The organism is Sphingomonas bacterium (assembly GCF_028289855.1).
Classification (GTDB): Bacteria; Pseudomonadota; Alphaproteobacteria; order Sphingomonadales; family Sphingomonadaceae; genus Sphingomonas.
The window spans coordinates 1-16496 of sequence record NZ_JAQGKZ010000094.1 but is presented as its reverse complement, the minus strand read 5'-3'; the positions used below and the strand labels follow the sequence as shown (position 1 = coordinate 16496).

Annotated in this window: 16 protein-coding genes; 5 read left to right on the top strand and 11 right to left on the bottom strand. The window is 65.0% G+C overall.

Annotated elements, in window-relative coordinates:
• Window positions 1–2: 2 nt before the first annotated feature.
• From JWM94_RS10895 to rimO, 4 genes are all read right to left on the bottom strand, one after another.
• Complete coding sequence (locus JWM94_RS10895; RefSeq protein ID WP_299426434.1) at window positions 3–1388, bottom strand: M17 family metallopeptidase; 1386 nt, start codon at window positions 1386–1388, stop codon at window positions 3–5.
• Complete coding sequence (locus JWM94_RS10890; protein ID WP_299426431.1) at window positions 1385–2791, bottom strand: serine hydrolase; 1407 nt, start codon at window positions 2789–2791, stop codon at window positions 1385–1387. The genes JWM94_RS10895 and JWM94_RS10890 overlap by 4 nt, the downstream gene beginning before the upstream one ends.
• Before the next feature lie 150 nt (window positions 2792–2941).
• Complete coding sequence (locus tag JWM94_RS10885) at window positions 2942–3931, bottom strand: hypothetical protein (RefSeq protein ID WP_299426428.1); 990 nt, start codon at window positions 3929–3931, stop codon at window positions 2942–2944.
• Window positions 3932–4282: 351 nt separating this feature from the next.
• Window positions 4283–5785: a 30S ribosomal protein S12 methylthiotransferase RimO gene (gene rimO, locus JWM94_RS10880; RefSeq protein WP_299426425.1), complete on the bottom strand. Its 1503-nt coding sequence runs from the start codon at window positions 5783–5785 to the stop codon at window positions 4283–4285.
• 97 nt (window positions 5786–5882) lie between these two features.
• Between rimO and JWM94_RS10875 the strand changes: the two genes are divergently transcribed.
• The 5 genes from JWM94_RS10875 (at window position 5883) to JWM94_RS10855 (ending at window position 9174) form a co-directional block, all read left to right on the top strand.
• A complete protein-coding gene (locus JWM94_RS10875) occupies window positions 5883–6290 on the top strand; it encodes a DUF1761 domain-containing protein (protein ID WP_299426423.1) in 408 nt (135 codons plus the stop codon).
• Window positions 6291–6311: 21 nt separating this feature from the next.
• Window positions 6312–6842, top strand: coding sequence for a DOMON-like domain-containing protein (locus JWM94_RS10870; RefSeq protein WP_299426421.1), 531 nt, complete (start codon window positions 6312–6314; stop codon window positions 6840–6842).
• Window positions 6839–8035: a DUF1343 domain-containing protein gene (locus JWM94_RS10865; RefSeq protein WP_299426418.1), complete on the top strand. Its 1197-nt coding sequence runs from the start codon at window positions 6839–6841 to the stop codon at window positions 8033–8035. Before JWM94_RS10870 ends, JWM94_RS10865 begins: the two co-directional genes overlap by 4 nt.
• A 7-nt stretch (window positions 8036–8042) precedes the next feature.
• Entirely contained in the window at window positions 8043–8906 is an 864-nt protein-coding gene (locus JWM94_RS10860) for a hypothetical protein (RefSeq protein WP_299426415.1), read from the top strand.
• Window positions 8907–9030: 124 nt separating this feature from the next.
• A complete protein-coding gene (locus JWM94_RS10855) occupies window positions 9031–9174 on the top strand; it encodes a hypothetical protein (RefSeq protein WP_299426412.1) in 144 nt (47 codons plus the stop codon).
• Here the strand turns inward: JWM94_RS10855 and JWM94_RS10850 are convergent.
• From JWM94_RS10850 to JWM94_RS10820, 7 genes are all read right to left on the bottom strand, one after another.
• On the bottom strand, window positions 9171–9458 hold the full coding sequence (locus tag JWM94_RS10850; protein WP_299426409.1) for a hypothetical protein: 288 nt from the start codon (window positions 9456–9458) through the stop codon (window positions 9171–9173). The two genes, JWM94_RS10855 and JWM94_RS10850, sit on opposite strands and share 4 nt — an antisense overlap.
• Complete coding sequence (locus tag JWM94_RS10845; RefSeq protein ID WP_299426406.1) at window positions 9455–10633, bottom strand: VWA domain-containing protein; 1179 nt, start codon at window positions 10631–10633, stop codon at window positions 9455–9457. The genes JWM94_RS10850 and JWM94_RS10845 overlap by 4 nt, the downstream gene beginning before the upstream one ends.
• A gap of 27 nt (window positions 10634–10660) precedes the next feature.
• A complete protein-coding gene (locus JWM94_RS10840) occupies window positions 10661–11212 on the bottom strand; it encodes a CHAP domain-containing protein (RefSeq protein WP_299426403.1) in 552 nt (183 codons plus the stop codon).
• 67 nt (window positions 11213–11279) lie between these two features.
• Window positions 11280–12143, bottom strand: a complete 864-nt coding sequence (locus JWM94_RS10835; RefSeq protein ID WP_299426400.1) for a DUF817 domain-containing protein — start codon at window positions 12141–12143, stop codon at window positions 11280–11282.
• Window positions 12144–12196: 53 nt separating this feature from the next.
• Window positions 12197–13519: a glycoside hydrolase family 1 protein gene (locus JWM94_RS10830; protein WP_299426397.1), complete on the bottom strand. Its 1323-nt coding sequence runs from the start codon at window positions 13517–13519 to the stop codon at window positions 12197–12199.
• Between the two features lie 88 nt (window positions 13520–13607).
• The gene (locus JWM94_RS10825) at window positions 13608–15377 is read right to left on the bottom strand and encodes a patatin-like phospholipase family protein (protein WP_299426394.1); all 1770 of its coding nucleotides are present in this window, start codon (window positions 15375–15377) and stop codon (window positions 13608–13610) included.
• A 132-nt stretch (window positions 15378–15509) separates the two neighbouring features.
• On the bottom strand, window positions 15510–16370 hold the full coding sequence (locus JWM94_RS10820) for a MoxR family ATPase (protein WP_299426468.1): 861 nt from the start codon (window positions 16368–16370) through the stop codon (window positions 15510–15512).
• Window positions 16371–16496 lie beyond the last annotated feature (126 nt).

The window sequence follows — 16496 nt, the reverse complement described above, 5'->3', positions numbered from 1 at the left end:
GGTCAGCGCGAATACCGCCCCTTGAGCATCGCCCACGCCGCGCGCAACCCGTACGCTTCGCCGCCCTTCGGCCTTCCACTCTTGGCCGTCGGCCGCCACGCAAAGGTGTCGAGATGCGCCCAAGGCACGCCCTCCGGAGCGAAGCGGCGGAGGAACAGCGCTGCTGTCACAGCGCCGGCATAACCGTTATCGGGGGCGTTGATCAGGTCGGCGATGTCGGATTTGAGATACTCGTCATAGCCGTCCCATAGCGGCAGACGCCATAGCGGGTCGTGGACGGCAGTGCCGGCAGCGAGCAGATCATCCGCCAATGCTTCATCGTTGACGAAGGTGGCGGGCAGGTCCGGGCCGAGCGCTACCCGCGCCGCGCCTGTCAGCGTGGCGAAATCGATCACCAATTCAGGCTTGTCCTCGCCCGCCCTGGTCAGTGCATCGCCAAGCACCAGCCGTCCTTCGGCATCGGTGTTGGTGTTCTCGACCGTCAGGCCTTTGCGCGAGTTCAAGACGTCGCCGGGGCGGAAGGCGTCGGCGGAGATCGCGTTTTCGACCGCCGGGATCAGCAAGTGCAGCCGTACCGGCAATCGCGCGGCCATGATAAGCTGCACCAGCGCCAGTGCATGCGCCGCACCGCCCATGTCCTTTTTCATCAACCGCATGCCGCTCGCCGGTTTGATGTCGAGCCCGCCCGAATCGAAGCACACCCCCTTGCCGATCACCGCGACGCGTGGGTGCTTGGGGTTGCCCCATTCGAGCTCGATCAGCCGCGGCGCGCGGTGCTTGGCGGCGGCGCGGCCGACTGCGTCGATCATCGGATAGCCCTTGTGCAAGGCATCGCCGCGCGTGACGGTGACCGTCGCGTGATGTTTTTTGCCGAGCTTCTCGGCCTCGGCCTCGAGTTCGGCCGGGCCCATGTCCGACGACCCGGTGTTGACCAAATCGCGGACCAGCGCGGTCGCTTGGGCCAGCCGCACGGTCTCGTCGATGCTGGCGGCATCGCTGCTCAGCAGGACGCGCGGGCCGCTATCCCGGTCGGCCTTGGCGTAACGGTCGAACCGGTATTGCGCGAGCAGCCAGCCAAGTCCCGCCGCGCCGACCTCGCCCGATTTCAGTCGGTAGATGCCCTCTGGCAGGAACCCAGGTTGCGACGCGATCCGCCAGGGCGACGACACATTTTCGTAGCACATCAGCAGCGCCGACCATTCCTCGCCCTCTCCGGGCAGGATTGCCTTGTTGCCCGCCTTGCCGGTCACCTTATTCGCGGCGAGCATCGCGCGAACGCGTTTCGGCTGGCCCTTCAGCCAATCCTCATAGGCATCGGGATGGACGATTTCGATCGTCCGCGCGGGCTGGCCGCGGTCGGGCTGGAGGAGCGTGGCGAAGTCGGTCATTCGGCCGGCATCACCAGGAACTGCTCGTACCGGCCGTTCGCGCCGGTTTCGGCATAGGTCACCACGGTCAGCTTGCGGCCATCGGCGTAGGTCACGGTATAGTTGCGGTTGACGAACCCACCGCGCAACCGGGCAGGGCGCTTGAGCGCGAACCCCGTCGGGTCGCCGAGTTTGCCGAGCGAGTCGCGGTAATCGCCGAGCGCTACATCGGTGAAGTAATAATTCTGATCGTCGGTCATCACCTTGCGGTCGAGCGTGCCGGTGCGCAACTGGTCGAACACCACGCGGGCATGCGCGGTGAAGCTCGCTTCGGTATCCGCTGCGACCGGGGGCGTCGCGGCCGGCGGCAGGATCAGCTTGGCGATCTGGCCGGTGATGCTGGTATAGGCGTCGGAGAAATCGGCGTTGACGAACACGACCACTGCCGCCTTATCGTCGGGGAACACGACGTTTTCCGACAGGAACCCGACCGCCTCGCCACTATGCTCGACGAAGCGGCGCCCGTCGTTGGTGCCTGCGGTCACGCCCAAGCCATAGCCGGTGTCCTTGCCGCTGGTCAGCTTGACCGTCGTCTCCTGCGCCTGCCAATCGTCGGCGGGGAGCAGCGTGCGGTTCATCCGCGCGATGTCCCATTTGGCCAGGTCGCTCGCCGACATCGACAGTTCGCCCGCCGCGAACAGCCAGCCGCGCGCCGCCGGCTTCTCGACCCGCACCGGGCCGAGCGCGAAGCGTTGATAACCCTGTGGATAATTCTTGCCGACCGCCAGATCCTGGTCGATCGCCTTGATGCCGAGCGGCTTGAATACTTTCTCCTGCAGGTAGGCGAGCAACGGTTTGCCCGCCGCCTTCTCCGCGATCATCCCGGCGACCACGTAACCCGTGTTCGAATATTGCCACGCGGTGCCGGGTTGGAAATCGAGCGGCTTCTTTGCCCAGCGATCGACGATGCCTTGCGGCGTGGTCGGCTTGGCCATCAGCGCGAAACTGTAATCCTGCGGCCAGTAATCCTGCAGCCCCGATGTGTGGCTGAGCAGCTGGCGGATGCTGATCTTGTCGCCATCGGTGATGTCGGGAATCCACTTGGCGACGGTGTCGTCGAGGCTGAGCTTGCCCTCGTCCTCGAGCATCAGCAGCGCGGCGGCGGTGAATTGCTTGGAGATCGAGGCGATCTGATACGGCCGTTCCGGCGTCGCAACCGCGATCGTTTCGGATTGCTTGCCATACGCCTTGGCGAACACGATCCGCCCGCCGCGCACGATCGCGACCGAGGCGGACGGCACCCCCGATTTGGTCAGCGCGTCGGTGACGATGGTGTCGACCTTGGCGCTTTCGGTGGGGGTCAGATCCTGTGCGAAGGCTGGGGTGGCGATCAGCGCGAGAGCGGCGAGCAGACTTGGTTTCATCCCGCGCACCATAAACAGGCCAAGTGCCAACGCCAGCCCTTCATCGGAATTGGAGCGTCTAATATCGACGCTTCCCCGGCGGAGGCCGGGGCCCAGTATCGGGCGGCTCGCACCTGGGCCCCGGCCTTCGCCGGGTAAGCGTGATGTGGTTTAGCGCCGCTTCTTGCGCTTGCCCGTCCGCACGGGCTCCGGTTCGCGTATCGGCGGGCGCAGCCCCAGCCCCTCGATCGGCGCACAACGGTCCATCACGATCCCGATCATCGCCAGCAACCGGCTGCGCGCATTGCCCAACCCGTCGGGCGTGACCCCACGATCCTGCGTTTCGAGGTTCACGTAAGGAAGCCCATGAAACAGCGAGAAGTTGGACAGCGATCCATCGCTGGTCTCGACGTGCTCGAACATGATGTTGGCGTCGGCATCGACCAAGGGCGCCGCACAATATCCGTTGCCCGGACCGCCGCTGGCGGGATACGCGACGATCGCGACGCTGTCGGTATCGTCGAACGGCCACGCACCGTCGGACGACCGCCGCGGCCAATAGGTGTCGTTGCACACCAGCACCGAAATCTCGCCCTTGCCGGTATAGGCCGGCGGCGGCGGGCCGCAGGTCGATTCGCTTGAATCGTACCCGGCCTCGTTGGTGTGGAGCGCGACGATCAGCCGCGGCGGATTGCCCAGCCCGGCCAGGATTGCGTCGGCATAGTTCGGCGTCTCGTCGCGGAAATTGCGGTTGGGGTCGATCGATTTGCCGTAGGCGACATCGCCATTCATCCGGCTGTCGGGCCCGGCGAGCGAGCGCGCTTCCTCGACCGCGATCACTTGGCCGCCATAAGCCCGCACCGCGTAGACCGCTGCCTGGAACGCCGCATTTTCGTTGTCGTGGGGGACGAACCACAGCGGTCCCGTCGGCTTGCGCCGGTTGTCGATGCGATACAGCCGCCAGAATGCGCGATCGTCGCGGAATTCGACGCGGGAGACGGTCAGGCCGTCCCACAATGCGGGATCGGCGAGCCGCGTGAAGTCGTCGGTGCCCATCGTCAATGGATCGACCGGGGTGACGATCTGCTGCGGCGGCGCGACCTGCGCGGCTGCCGCGTTTGCCATCAACAGCCCGAACAGGATTGCCAGCGCCCTAACCATCTCCGGACGATCCTAGCCCGCCGACCGGCGAAGGCCAAAAATCCATCGCGTCCGAAAACGGGACAAGGACTGCGACAGTAAGTTGCAGTTCGCTGACCGGCGGCCAAAGGTTTCGGCGTCGTCAGCGGCAGTTAATGACTAGATCGGACACAATAGTTTCGCGATCCGCCAAAATTGAGGTATACGGTCGGGTCAGGGCGGGAACGCTGAAAGTCCTGCCCGTCAAAGATGGGAGGGGTTTCCTATGTTATATGCATTCGCCGCGATGATGGGTTGGTGCGGGACCAAATGGCCCGGCTGGTGGCGCGGTCCGCATCCTCATCCCGATCCCGAACCGTGGTGGGACCTCGCTTACGGCGTCCTCGGCGCGATCGGCGGCATCATCGCAGTCAACGTACTGGCGCCGGAAATCCGCGACGGCGGCTTCATGGCCATGGCGACGACGGCGTTCTTCGGCGGCACGTTCGTCGCAACCGCGGTGGCGTCGCTGAAGGGGATGGCCGGCAAGCGGTAGCCGGCGCGGCCGCAGGCCGGCACGCCGTAGAGATCGTGCTCGTCGGCATCTTCGATGACGACGGGCACGATGTCGCCGACCGCAAGGTGGCCGGCATCGCGCAGGAACACCTCGCCGTCGATCTCCGGCGCATCTGCGTACGACCGGCCGGTTGCGCCGCCGTCGGCATCGACCGCGTCGACGATCACGTCGAACGTCCGCCCGACCTTCGCCGCCAGCTTGGCCGCGCTGATCGCCGCGGTCTTTTCCATGATCCGGGCGTAGCGCTCTTCCTTGAGCTCCTCGGGCACATGGTCTGGGAGCGCGTTGGCCGCAGCCCCCTCGACCGGCTCGAACCGGAACGCACCGACTCGGTCGAGTTGCGCCTCGTCGAGCCAGTCGAGCAGATACCGGAAATCCGCCTCGGTCTCGCCGGGGAAGCCGACCACGAAGGTCGATCGGATCGCGATGTCGGGGCAGATCTCGCGCCACCGGTGCACCCGTTCGAGCACCTTGGCCTCGTTGGCGGGGCGCTTCATCAGCTTGAGCACGTTGCGGCTGGCGTGCTGGAACGGGATGTCGAGATACGGGAGGATCAGCCCCTCCGCCATCAACGGGATGACCTGGTCGACGTGCGGATAGGGGTAGACGTAGTGGAGCCTGACCCACGGTGCGATCTTGCCCAACTCGCGCGCCAGGTCGGTCATGTGCGCGCGGACTTCCGCGCCGTGCCACATCCGCGGCTGATGCCGGATATCGACGCCGTACGCCGAGGTATCCTGGCTGATCACCAGCAACTCCTTGGTGCCCGCCTCGACCAGCTTTTCCGCCTCGCGCAGGATCGCGTCGGGGCGGCGGCTGACCAGATCACCGCGTAAGGACGGGATGATACAGAACGCGCAGCGATGGTTGCAGCCCTCCGAAATCTTCAGATAGCTATAGTGACGCGGTGTGAGTTTCAGCCCGCCTTCGGGCACCAGGTTGAGGAACGCGTTGGGCGGCATCGGCGCCGCGTCGTGCACCGCGCCGACGACTTCCTCATATTGATGCGCGCCGGTGATCGCGAGCACCTTGGGAAAGCGCGCGCGGATGGTCTCGGCTTCCTTGCCCATGCACCCGGTAACGATCACCCGCCCGTTTTCCGACAAGGCTTCGCCGATCGCCTCCAGGCTCTCCTCCTTGGCAGAGTCGAGGAAGCCGCAGGTGTTGACCAGCACGACGTCCGCGCCGGCATAATCGGGCGACATCTGATATCCATCGGAACGCAGCTTGGTCAGGATGCGTTCGCTGTCGACCAGATTCTTGGGGCAGCCGAGCGACACCATGCCGACGCGCGGCGGGGAGGGGAGTACAGTAGCCATGAGAAGCGGCGCACATAGGGTTTTTGCCGCGTCTTGAACAGGGCGCGTGGCTCGGCCTATCGTGGCCCATCCGAAACGATAGACGGGCGGAGGGGATATGGGGACGCAAATTCACTGGCTGGCGGTGCTGGCGGCCGCGGTCGCCGGGTTCGCGGTGGGCGGCCTGTGGTACGGGCCGCTGTTCGGCAAGGCGTGGATGGCGGAGCGCGGGGTGACGCCCGAATCGGCCAAAGCGGGCAGCAATATGGGGCTGATCTTCGGCACGACCTTTGTGCTCAACCTGATCGCGGCGTTTGTGCTCGACCATGTGTTCGGGACGTACGGCCACCCTGCGATGGGATTGGCCGTGATGATTTCGGGCGGGATTGCGGCGGCGTTCGTGGTCACGTCGATCGGGGTGAACTATCTGTTTTCTCAGGTCAGCCTGAAGCTTTTTCTGATCGACGCGGGATACTGGCTGGTGATCTATTGCGTGATGGGCGCGCTGCTCGCCGCTCTGTCCTGATCGGCCAAGCGGGAGGATCGAGTGCCTGAGTTTACGCTCCTCCCGCATCCCGATCGGCCCAGTCTCGCGGTGACCGCCATTCGCGTATCGGTGGCCCGCGACGGCAACACGCTCTCGCTGCGCTACACGGTCGAGGGTGATCTCGACCGTGTGCGCTGGCCCGAGCCGGCGGCCCCCGCGCGGACCGACGAATTGTGGATGCACACGTGCTTCGAGGCGTTCATCCAGCCCGCGGGGCAGGCGGGTTATGTCGAACTCAACCTGTCGCCCTCGGGGCGCTGGGCAAGTTACGCGTTCGACGGACATCGCGAGGGGATGCGTGATGCCGGCGCGGTGCCCGACCTTGGGTGGACATCGCCGACGCTGACGGCGCGAGTCGATCTTGCGGAGATCGGTGGGTGCGACTGGCGGATCGGATTGACGATGGTGGTCGAGGCGATCGACGGCTCGAAATCGTTCTGGGCGCTCGAGCACAAACCGAATGCGCCCGCGCCGGATTTCCATAATGCGGATTGCTTTAACGCGCGCCTCCCGGCACCAGCCGCGCGATGAAATTCGGTATCGATCGCCTGCTTGCCGATCCCGATCTGCGCAAGCCGCTCGAGTGCAAGCGCGTGGCGCTGCTGGCGCACCCCGCCTCGGTCACAGCCGATCTGACGCACTCGCTCGACGCGCTGATCGCCGCCGGTCTCGACATCTCCGCCATGTTCGGGCCGCAGCATGGCGTGCGCGGCGACTTGCAGGACAATATGATGGAGTCGCCCGACTTCACCGACCCGCACTACAATATCCCGGTGTTCAGCCTATACGGCGAAGTGCGGCGGCCGTCGGGGCAGTCGATGGGGACGTTCGACACGATCCTGATCGACCTGCAGGATGTCGGGTGCCGCATCTACACGTTCGTGACGACCCTTCTGTACGTGCTCGAAGCCGCCGCCGCGCACGGCAAGGCGGTCTGGGTGCTCGACCGCCCCAATCCCGCCGGGCGGCCGGTAGAAGGGCTGACACTGTTGCCCGGATGGGAAAGCTTCGTCGGCGCGGGGCCGATGCCGATGCGGCACGGAATGACGCTCGGCGAGCTCGGCCATTGGTTCGTCGATCATTTCAAGCTCGACGTGGATTACCGCGTGATCGCGATGGACGGCTGGGCGCCCGATGCCGCGCCCGGCTTCGGCTGGCCGTCCGAGCGGGTGTGGATCAACCCCAGCCCCAATGCGGCGAACGTCAACATGGCGCGCGCCTATGCCGGGACGGTGATGCTCGAGGGCACCAACCTGTCCGAGGGTCGCGGCACCACGCGCCCGCTCGAACTGTTCGGCGCGCCCGACGTGGACGCCAAGGCGGTAATCGCGGCGATGCACCGCATCGCGCCGCAGTGGCTGACCGGGTGTAGGCTGCGCGACATCTGGTTTCAGCCGACTTTCCACAAACATGCAGGCAAGCTCTGCAACGGCGTCTTCATTCACGCGGAAGGGGCGACATACGACCACGCCGCCTTCAAGCCGTGGCGAGTCCAGGCGCTGGGCTTCAAGGCGATCCGCGCACTCTACCCCGATTACGATCTGTGGCGCGATTTTCCGTACGAATACGAGTTCGACAAGCTCGCGATCGACGTCATCAATGCGGGTCCGGGCCTGCGTGCGTGGGTCGACGATGCGACCGCGCAGCCGGGCGATCTCGACGCGGCGACGGCGCCCGACGAAACCGCCTGGACGGACGTTCGGCGACCGCATTTGTTATATTGAGCCGATGATGGTCGCGCGTTTCCTGTTTTCCGCCCTGCTGGCGATCGTTCCCGGCACGACGCTCGCACAAACCGCGGCGGGGCAGGACGACATCGTCATCCACGACCGCTCTCTGCCCGACCGCAAGGCGGCCCAGACTTATGTCGCGAATATTTCGGTGCGCAGCGACGGCCAGCTCGCCCGGTTCCACCAACCGGTCTGCCCCAGCGTGATCGGCCTGTCGCGCGACTATGCGGCGATCGTCGAAAGCCGCATCCGCGACGATGCCGCCGCGGTAGGAGCCCCGGTCGCGAAAAGCGCGAAATGCTCTGCCAATTTGATCGTCATCGTGGCGAGCGACGGCGCGACGCTGGTCCGCGACATGCGGGTTAACCGTCCGGGCTGGCTGACCGGCCTGAGCAGCGCGAATGTCGATGCGTTGACCGTTCCGGGTCCGGCGCGGGCGTGGAGCATCACCTCGTTACGCAACGAAGACGGCGAAGGGGTCGGCGCGCCGCGCGGCGCGACCGCCCGCGACCCGCTCGGCGCCGCGCCGGCGTTTCGCATCCGCTCGGCGTCGATCGTCAGGCAGCCCAACCGGCAAGACGTTGAGGGATCGTTCGTCGTCATCGACCAGGCGGCGACCGTCGGGCTGAGCCTGCGCCAGATCGCCGACTATGCCGCGATGCGCGGGCTGGCGCTGACCCGACCACCCGCGCCGGGCGGCACGACCGAAACGATCCTGTCGCTGCTCGATGTCGCGGCGGTGCGCCCGCGCGGATTGACGGCGACCGACACCGCCTATCTCCGCGCGCTCTACGCGCGGGACGGTCTCGATGGCGCGGTAAGTGAGCGTAACGCCATCGCGCGGCGCATCGCCAAGGGAAAATGACTGAAATCCGCGACAATCCAACGCTTTGCCGCGAGTCGCTATCGCTTAGTCCCAAAGCGGATGTATTCCCGGCGAAAGTTGATACGAATCAGTCTTCGGGAATCGCGGGCGGGGACAAAGCCCAATGGAATCGGATATTCGTTTTTACGCGCGCCGTCTGGCGCAGGAACAGGTCGCTGCGCGCAACGCGCTGACCGTCGAAGCGCGCGCGCGCCGGTTGGCGCTGGCCGCGAAGTTCGAGGCGAAGCTGGCGCAACTCTGCGCCTAGGCGTGGCAGACAACCAATATGCACGTCGCAAGGAAGCCCGGAAACAGGCATGCCGGCGCATAAAGCATTAGATAAAGGGCGGCGGCGATCACGCGCTGCCAACGCGGTACTTTCAGCGCCGCGATACAGACGATGCCCGGTATCGCCATCACCGCAACGATCTGGGCAATCCCGCCGCCGAGCCATGATGTGTAGGCGAAGGGCAGCACCCCCAGCAGGCAGAATATCGCAACCGGTGCGGCCAATATGATAATGCCGAACAGGATCCGCCGCGCGATCCTCACCGCTTGCGTGTCAACTCGCGCATCGCGTCGTCCAGCCCCGCCAGCGTCAACGGATACATCCGGTCGTTGACCAGCTCGCGCAGGATATTGATCGACTGCGAATAACCCCATTGCTCTTCCTTGATCGGGTTGAGCCACACCGCGGCGGGATAGGTGTTGGTCAGCCGGTGCATCCACACAGCGCCCGATTCCTCGTTGAAATGCTCGACCGACCCGCCGGGATGGGTGATCTCGTACGGGCTCATCGACGCGTCGCCGACGAACACCAGTTTATAATCGTGGCCGAACTTGTGGAGCACGTCCCACATCGGCGTGCGCTCCGCGAAGCGGCGGCGGTTGTCCTTCCACACGCCCTCATACGGGCAATTGTGGAAGTAGAAGAATTCGAGGTTCTTGAACTCGGATGTCGCGGCGGAGAATAATTCCTCGCAGAGCTTGACCCACGGATCCATCGATCCGCCGACGTCGAGGAACAGCAGCAATTTGACCGCATTGTGCCGCTCGGGCCGCATATGGATGTCGAGCCAGCCCTGCCGCGCGGTGCCCTCGATCGTCGCGTCCATGTCGAGCTCGTCGGCCGATCCCTCGCGCGCGAAACGGCGCAGCCGGCGCAGCGCGATCTTGATGTTGCGCGTGCCGAGTTCGCGCGTGCTGTCGAGGTTCCTGAACTCGCGCTGGTCCCAGACCTTGATCGCCTTGCCGTGCTTCGACTCGCCGCCGATCCGCACGCCTTCGGGATTGTAGCCGCCGTTGCCGTAGGGCGATGTGCCCCCGGTGCCGATCCACTTGTTGCCGCCCTGGTGGCGCTTTTCCTGCTCGGCGAGCCGCTGCTTGAGCGTCTCCATGATCTCGTCCCACGACCCGAGCGACTGGATCTTGGCCATCTCCTCGGGGGTCAGATATTTCTCGGCGATCGCCTTCAGCCAGTCGGCCGGAACGTCCACGGGCGGGGCGCCGAAGGTCGTGGCGATGCCGCGGAACACCTTGGCGAAGACCTGGTCGAAGCGGTCGAGCAGCCCCTCGTCCTTCACGTACACTGCGCGGCTGAGGTAATAGAAATCCTCCGGCGTGCGGCCGATCACGTCCTTGTCGAGCGCCTCGAGCAGGATGAGGTGCTCCTTCAGGCTCGCCGGGATGCCGGCCGCGCGAAGCTCGTCGAGGAAGTTGAAGAACATGCGCGTCAGCGTAACGCGCGTTTCGCCTCAGCGATAGGCGTCGATCAGCGCGCCGACATAATCGGGTTGCTTGCTCGTCAGTTCGGGCGCCGCGCGGGCCTTGCCCGTCGGATAGATGAAGCCGTTGACGGTATAGACCGTGCTCCCCAGCCCGTCATTGTCGCGGTACCAGACCTTGACCGAACTCCAGTCGCCGTCGCGGCTGACGTCGTACACCGTCACGTCCTGTTCGGCATGGCCGCGCTCGCCGTTCTGGCGCGACCAGTTGGCGTGGGTCAGCATCAGGACGCGCGCATCGACGATCCGGCTGACCACCGCGACATGGCCGAGCGGCAGGCGCGATTGCTTGGCGAACGCCATGACCGCGCCGACCCGCGGCTCGTACCCGCGCTTGTAGCGGCCCTCGGCTTGGTCCCACCACGTCCACGCGTCGCCATAGATCTGGATACCCGACGCGGCGCGCGCGAACGGGACGCACTGGCCGACATAGTCTAGCAGGGAGGAGGCTTGCGCGGGCAGCGCGGCGAGCCCGATCAGGACCGCCGCCGTCGCACCGAAAATGATTTTGCCGACCCGCATGACTGTGGCGGACTAGGTCAGGATGGTTGACGGGACCGTTCGCGAAAATGCCTAATCGGACGCTAACCTAGATTTTTTCGGAACTTTCGCGATGGACCAGCGAGACCATCACGAACGAGATGATCATCAGCAGATACCAGGCGCCGAGTTTTTGCGGGCTGACCATATGCCATCCGTCGCGCTGATTGGGGTACGACCAGGCGTGCGCGAAGGTGCCGATATTCTCCGCGAACCAGATGAACAACGCGACGAGGAAGAAACCGAGCAGGATCGGCATCCAGCGCTCGGTGCGGAACGGCGTGAAGAAGAAGCGCGACCGCCAGAACATCAGCGCGATGACCGCGAACAGCAACAATCGGATATCGGGCAGCCAGTGATGCGCGAAGAAGTTGACGTAGATCGCGGCGGCCAGCGTGACGAGCTGCCAGCGCGGCGGCCAATGCGTCATATGGATCCCGAAAATTCGCCAGATCCGCGCGATATAGCTGCCGACCGCGGCGTACATGAACCCCGAATAGAGCGGCACCATGCCGATATGCAGCACGCCGCCCTCGGCATAATTCCACGACCCGGCCTGAGTCTTGAATTGCTCCATGATCGTGCCCGTGATGTGGAAGGCCAGGATAACCTTGGCTTCCTCCCAGCTCTCCAGCCGGAACGCGAGCATCCCGGCCTGGATCGACACCGCCATGATCGTCAGGAAATCGTTGCGCGCGAGGCGCGCGTTATCGGGATAGAAATAATGCGTGCCCAGCAGCAGCGCGAGCATCAGCGCGCCGAACAGGCACGCCCAGCCTTGCTTGAACCCGAACAGCAGGAACTCGTAGACCCACAGCCGCCACCCTGCGCGCGGCTGCCGCGCCTCGAGCGCCGCACGGACTCGGGCGAAACGGGTGGCGCCGGGAGACGGAAGCTCGCCTTGATCCGTCATCAGTCTATCCCGTCACCCCGGCACAAGGCCGGGGTGACGACGAATACGGATCGTCATAACCGGTTCGCCCGCGCGCGCTTGCCGAGCCAGATCGCGCTGGGCTTCGGTGTCCGCTTGAACGTCTTGGGATCTACCGCAACCAGCCCGAACTTCTGCTTGTAGCCGTACACCCACTCGAAATTGTCGAGCAGCGACCAGTGCAAATACCCGCGCACGTCGATCCCGTCGTCGATGCAGCCGCGCACCCCGGCGAGCGCGCGATCGGTATACGCGATGCGGCGCGTATCGTCGTCGGCGGCGATGCCGTTCTCGGTGACGTAGATCGGCTTCTTCGCGAGGCGCGCCGCATAGCGGATCGTCTCACCCAGCGCTTCGGGATAGAATTCGTACCCCGCCTTGGTCCGTTCGGCGCCGGCCGGGGCGGGGATGACGCCATCCTTGCCGACGAGGATGCGGGTATAGGTCTGAACGCCGACGAAATCGGCCTTCGCGGCCTGGTCCATCCACGGCCCGATCAGTTCGGCGGCATAGCCGTCGGGGTCGGCGCCGGAGCCGACGCCCTGGACCGATTGCATCGCTATCGTGACGCCCACCGGGAAATCGCCGGGCCCGGCTTTCATCGCCTGGAACGCCTTTTCGTGCGCCGCGACCTGATGCGCCTCGCTCTTGTCGATATCGGCGAACAGCACGTTGGCGAAGCGATCCGACCCGCTCGCTTTGGCCGCCGCGGCGAGCATCGCGCGCACCAGCGGCTCGATCGCTTTCGCCGACGCGTTGGTCCGCACCAGCCGCGCGATATTGGCTTCGTTGAAGGTCGAGGCGAGGTGGATCACGTCGCCGAACTTGGCGGTCGCGCGCTCGGCGAAGCGCGCGAAGAGATCGGGGCTGTCGGGATGCTCGAAGCCGCCCTTGGCGGCAAACCAGCGCGGGACGGTCCAGTGGCTGTAGGTGACGACGGGGGCCAGACCGTGCGCGTGGCACGCCTCCAGCACGCGGCGGTAATGGTCGAGTTCGGCCTCGCTGAACCGTCCCGGCTCGGGCTCGATCCGTGCCCATTCGATCCCGAAGCGGTGCGCGTTGAAGCCAAGCCTGGCGGCGAGCGCGATGTCTTCCTCGTAGCGGTGATAGGCGTCGCACGCGTCGAGCGAGGGTTCCTGAAAAATCGTCGGCTTGACGTTCTCGACCAGCCAGAAGTCCGAATTGGTGTTGTTGCCTTCGATCTGGTGCGCGGCGGTGGCCGTGCCCCAGAGGAAGCCGCGCGGGAGGGGCCTGGCGGGCTTGGCGGCGCCCTTTGCGGCGGGCGCGAGCGAGGCGGCGGCGAGGCCAGCGGTTCCGGCCATGACGGCACGGCGAGTCACGTTGGACGATTCCGGCATCATTCCCTCCCGGTTTTGGAATGGCGATAGACGCGCCAGGGCGCATCCGTCACCTAACACAAGCTTGACCATGCGTTGGCGAGCCTGGTCAGCCTCTAGATGAGGATGATTGGATTCGCTTGCATGCCGCTATCGCAGGCCATTGCTTGCGCCGATCGCGCCAGTTCGCCGCCGGGATCTTCGAACACGATCCGGTCGCCCTGGACGGCAGTCCGTCGTTGGTATCCTCGCGCGCCACCCATCGGCCGTATTCGATGACGCATTTCATATAGGCCGGGTAGAACTGGATCGGGTGCAGCCGCTCCTTTTCCGCCTCCTTGACTGCGCCGCAGCCGTTGTCGTCGGTCGGCGACACGCTGTCCGGCGGCACGAAACGCAACGCGTCGGCGCCGATCTTCACGTACCACGCCGTGGGCAAGTTGTTTTTTTCCTCGAGCGATTTGATGCTGGCGGCGGAAAAGCGATAGACCTGGTTGGTGAGCACGTCTTCCGAGCGCATCGCGAGGTCGAGGAACTGCCACGGCGAATGCGCGCTGCGCCATTTCGCGGTCGCCGCGGTCCATGTCGCCATATCGGCCTTCCATCGCGCGACTTGCTCGGACGAGGCGGACGGGCCGGGGACGGGGAGTGGACCGAACGGATCGGGCGGCTCGGATCCGCCTTTGCCGGGGCAGTTCAGCGGATCGAGCCGGCCGCATTTCGATGCGGTCGTCTGGAAGCCGTTGAAGATCATGTAAATCTGCGTGCCGTTACTCCCCTTGTTCACCAGTGGATTGATCTCGTCGGCGAACGCGCCGAACCGCGCGCCGCCGTCCTCATACATGCGGTTGTCGATGAAGACCGGCTTGGCGGCGATCGGCGCCGACGACGACGCGACGACCGCAGCGATGTAGCAATCCTTGTAGAACGCCGCTGTGCCGGCCTCCCCGGGATCCTTTGAATCCCTGGCTTCCTGCCATTTGAGGGCCATCTTGCCGAGGTCGAGCGCGACCGCCTGGCCGGTATCGACGTCGACCACCCCGACCCGCAGCACGCGGCCGTTCGAGGCCCCCGCCGCGACCATGCGGAGGATCGGATAGGTCCGCTGTCCAGGCGGGACCGTGCCGTCCGGGTCGTCGTTGAGCGCCTCGTCGAGCCGATCCCTCAGCGCCGTCAGGTCCGCCGCGGCGCCCTTGATCAGCATTTTCACATAGCCCAGTTTCGTCGGCTTGCCGTTTTTGAACGGTACGATCGCCTTGAGCAATCGCGACTCGGCGCTGATCGCGTACAGCCTGGCGGGAAGATCGGGCCGGTCGACGAACGCGAAGGTGCTCAGGATCGCCCCGGTGCTCACCCCCGTGACGACCGCGAAATTGGGCAGGTTTTTTCGTCTTTCCTTCCACGCATCGAGATACCCTGCGCCGAATGCGCCGTGCAGGCTGCCGCCCGACAGGAAGAGCGCGGCGTCGTCCGGAGCACGATCCTCTGTCGATTCGGGACGCTTGACCCAATTGGTCGTGCGAAATGCGTTGGTCAGCGCGGAATCTTCCGTCGGGTCGGTCTGGACCTTGCCGGCCTGCGGGCTTTCCACGGTGTCGAGTTCGAATTGCGTATCGTCCGAGGTCGGCGTGAGCGTGCCCGACTTCGCCGTCGCAATCTTTGATTTCGGCAAGCGCGATTTCTGTGGGATGCTGCTCTTGCTGGCGATGATCGGGGCTTCGCGCAGGTTGCGCGGGACGTAAGGTTCGGGCGTCTCGATCAGGTGCCGCTCAAACTCGCACATCCGGCCCGTTGTGCCGTTCGCGGCGATGAACGGCGCCGGCTCGATCGCGCAACCGGCGACAAGCAACCCGAGACATGCGGTCAGGACCAGTTTCACCGGCACCCCCCCAATGGCGATCGACGTTACGCCAACCCGGGACCCGGCCGCCCCTGCGCGGATTCCCCGAACGTCGGGATATCATCGTTGTGGTGCGACTTCCTATCGTCAAATGCGACCAGATCGGTGGTATCAGCGCGGCCCGCCGCCACTCTGTTGGCGCTTGGCCATGAAGGCGAGGCGCTCGAACAGCATCACATCCTGCTCGTTCTTGAGCAGCGCGCCGTGGAGCGGCGGGATCGCCTTGGTCGGGTCGCGGTTTTGCAGCACGTCGAGCGGCATGTCCTCGTGGAGCAGCAGCTTGAGCCAATCGAGCAACTCGCTGGTCGATGGCTTCTTCTTGAGGCCCGGCACGTCACGGACGTCGTAGAAAATGTCCATCGCCTTGCTGACGAGGATCTTCTGGATGCCAGGGAAGTGGACGTCGACGATCGCCTGCATCGTGTCGCGGTCGGGGAATTTGATATAGTGGAAGAAACAGCGGCGCAGGAACGCGTCGGGCAGTTCCTTTTCGTTGTTCGAGGTGATGACGACGATCGGGCGCTCGGCGGCGCGGACCGTTTCCTTGGTCTCGTAGACATGGAATTCCATGCGATCGAGTTCCTGGAGCAGGTCGTTGGGAAACTCGATATCGGCCTTGTCGATCTCGTCGATCAGCAGGACCGGCGGCGCGGGGCGGGTGAACGCCTCCCACAATTTGCCGCGGCGGATGTAGTTGGAAATGTCGTGCACGCGCTCGTCGCCGAGCTGGCCGTCGCGCAGCCGCGCGACCGCGTCATATTCGTACAGCCCCTGCTGTGCCTTGGTGGTCGATTTGACGTTCCACTCGATCAGTTCGGCGTCGAGCGCCTTGGCGATTTCATAGGCGAGGACGGTCTTGCCGGTGCCGGGCTCGCCCTTGACCAGCAGCGGGCGACGCAGCGTCACCGCGGCGTTGACCGCGACCTTCAGGTCGTCGGTCGCGACATAGCTTTCGGTACCAGCAAAGCGAATCATGGAATGCCCCGATTTTCGAATATCGGGTTTGGAATAGAAGGAGAGGGCGCCCTAGCGCAAGGCTCCGACGATGCGGTACCGGCCCGCTCCCCCACCCGACCGCCCATGGAATTTATCGTAATT

Bases quoted from the DNA above. Each gene is read 5' to 3' on its own strand.
- JWM94_RS10895 (WP_299426434.1), bottom strand. From the start codon at position 1,388: ATGACCGACTTCGCCACGCTCCTCCAGCCCGACCGCGGCCAGCCCGCG.
- JWM94_RS10890 (WP_299426431.1), bottom strand. From the start codon at position 2,791: ATGAAACCAAGTCTGCTCGCCGCTCTCGCGCTGATCGCCACCCCAGCC.
- JWM94_RS10885 (WP_299426428.1), bottom strand. From the start codon at position 3,931: ATGGTTAGGGCGCTGGCAATCCTGTTCGGGCTGTTGATGGCAAACGCG.
- rimO (WP_299426425.1), bottom strand. From the start codon at position 5,785: ATGGCTACTGTACTCCCCTCCCCGCCGCGCGTCGGCATGGTGTCGCTC.
- JWM94_RS10875 (WP_299426423.1), top strand. From the start codon at position 5,883: ATGGGGACGCAAATTCACTGGCTGGCGGTGCTGGCGGCCGCGGTCGCC.
- JWM94_RS10865 (WP_299426418.1), top strand. From the start codon at position 6,839: ATGAAATTCGGTATCGATCGCCTGCTTGCCGATCCCGATCTGCGCAAG.
- JWM94_RS10860 (WP_299426415.1), top strand. From the start codon at position 8,043: ATGGTCGCGCGTTTCCTGTTTTCCGCCCTGCTGGCGATCGTTCCCGGC.
- JWM94_RS10855 (WP_299426412.1), top strand. From the start codon at position 9,031: ATGGAATCGGATATTCGTTTTTACGCGCGCCGTCTGGCGCAGGAACAG.
- JWM94_RS10845 (WP_299426406.1), bottom strand. From the start codon at position 10,633: ATGTTCTTCAACTTCCTCGACGAGCTTCGCGCGGCCGGCATCCCGGCG.
- JWM94_RS10840 (WP_299426403.1), bottom strand. From the start codon at position 11,212: ATGCGGGTCGGCAAAATCATTTTCGGTGCGACGGCGGCGGTCCTGATC.
- JWM94_RS10835 (WP_299426400.1), bottom strand. From the start codon at position 12,143: ATGACGGATCAAGGCGAGCTTCCGTCTCCCGGCGCCACCCGTTTCGCC.
- JWM94_RS10830 (WP_299426397.1), bottom strand. From the start codon at position 13,519: ATGCCGGAATCGTCCAACGTGACTCGCCGTGCCGTCATGGCCGGAACC.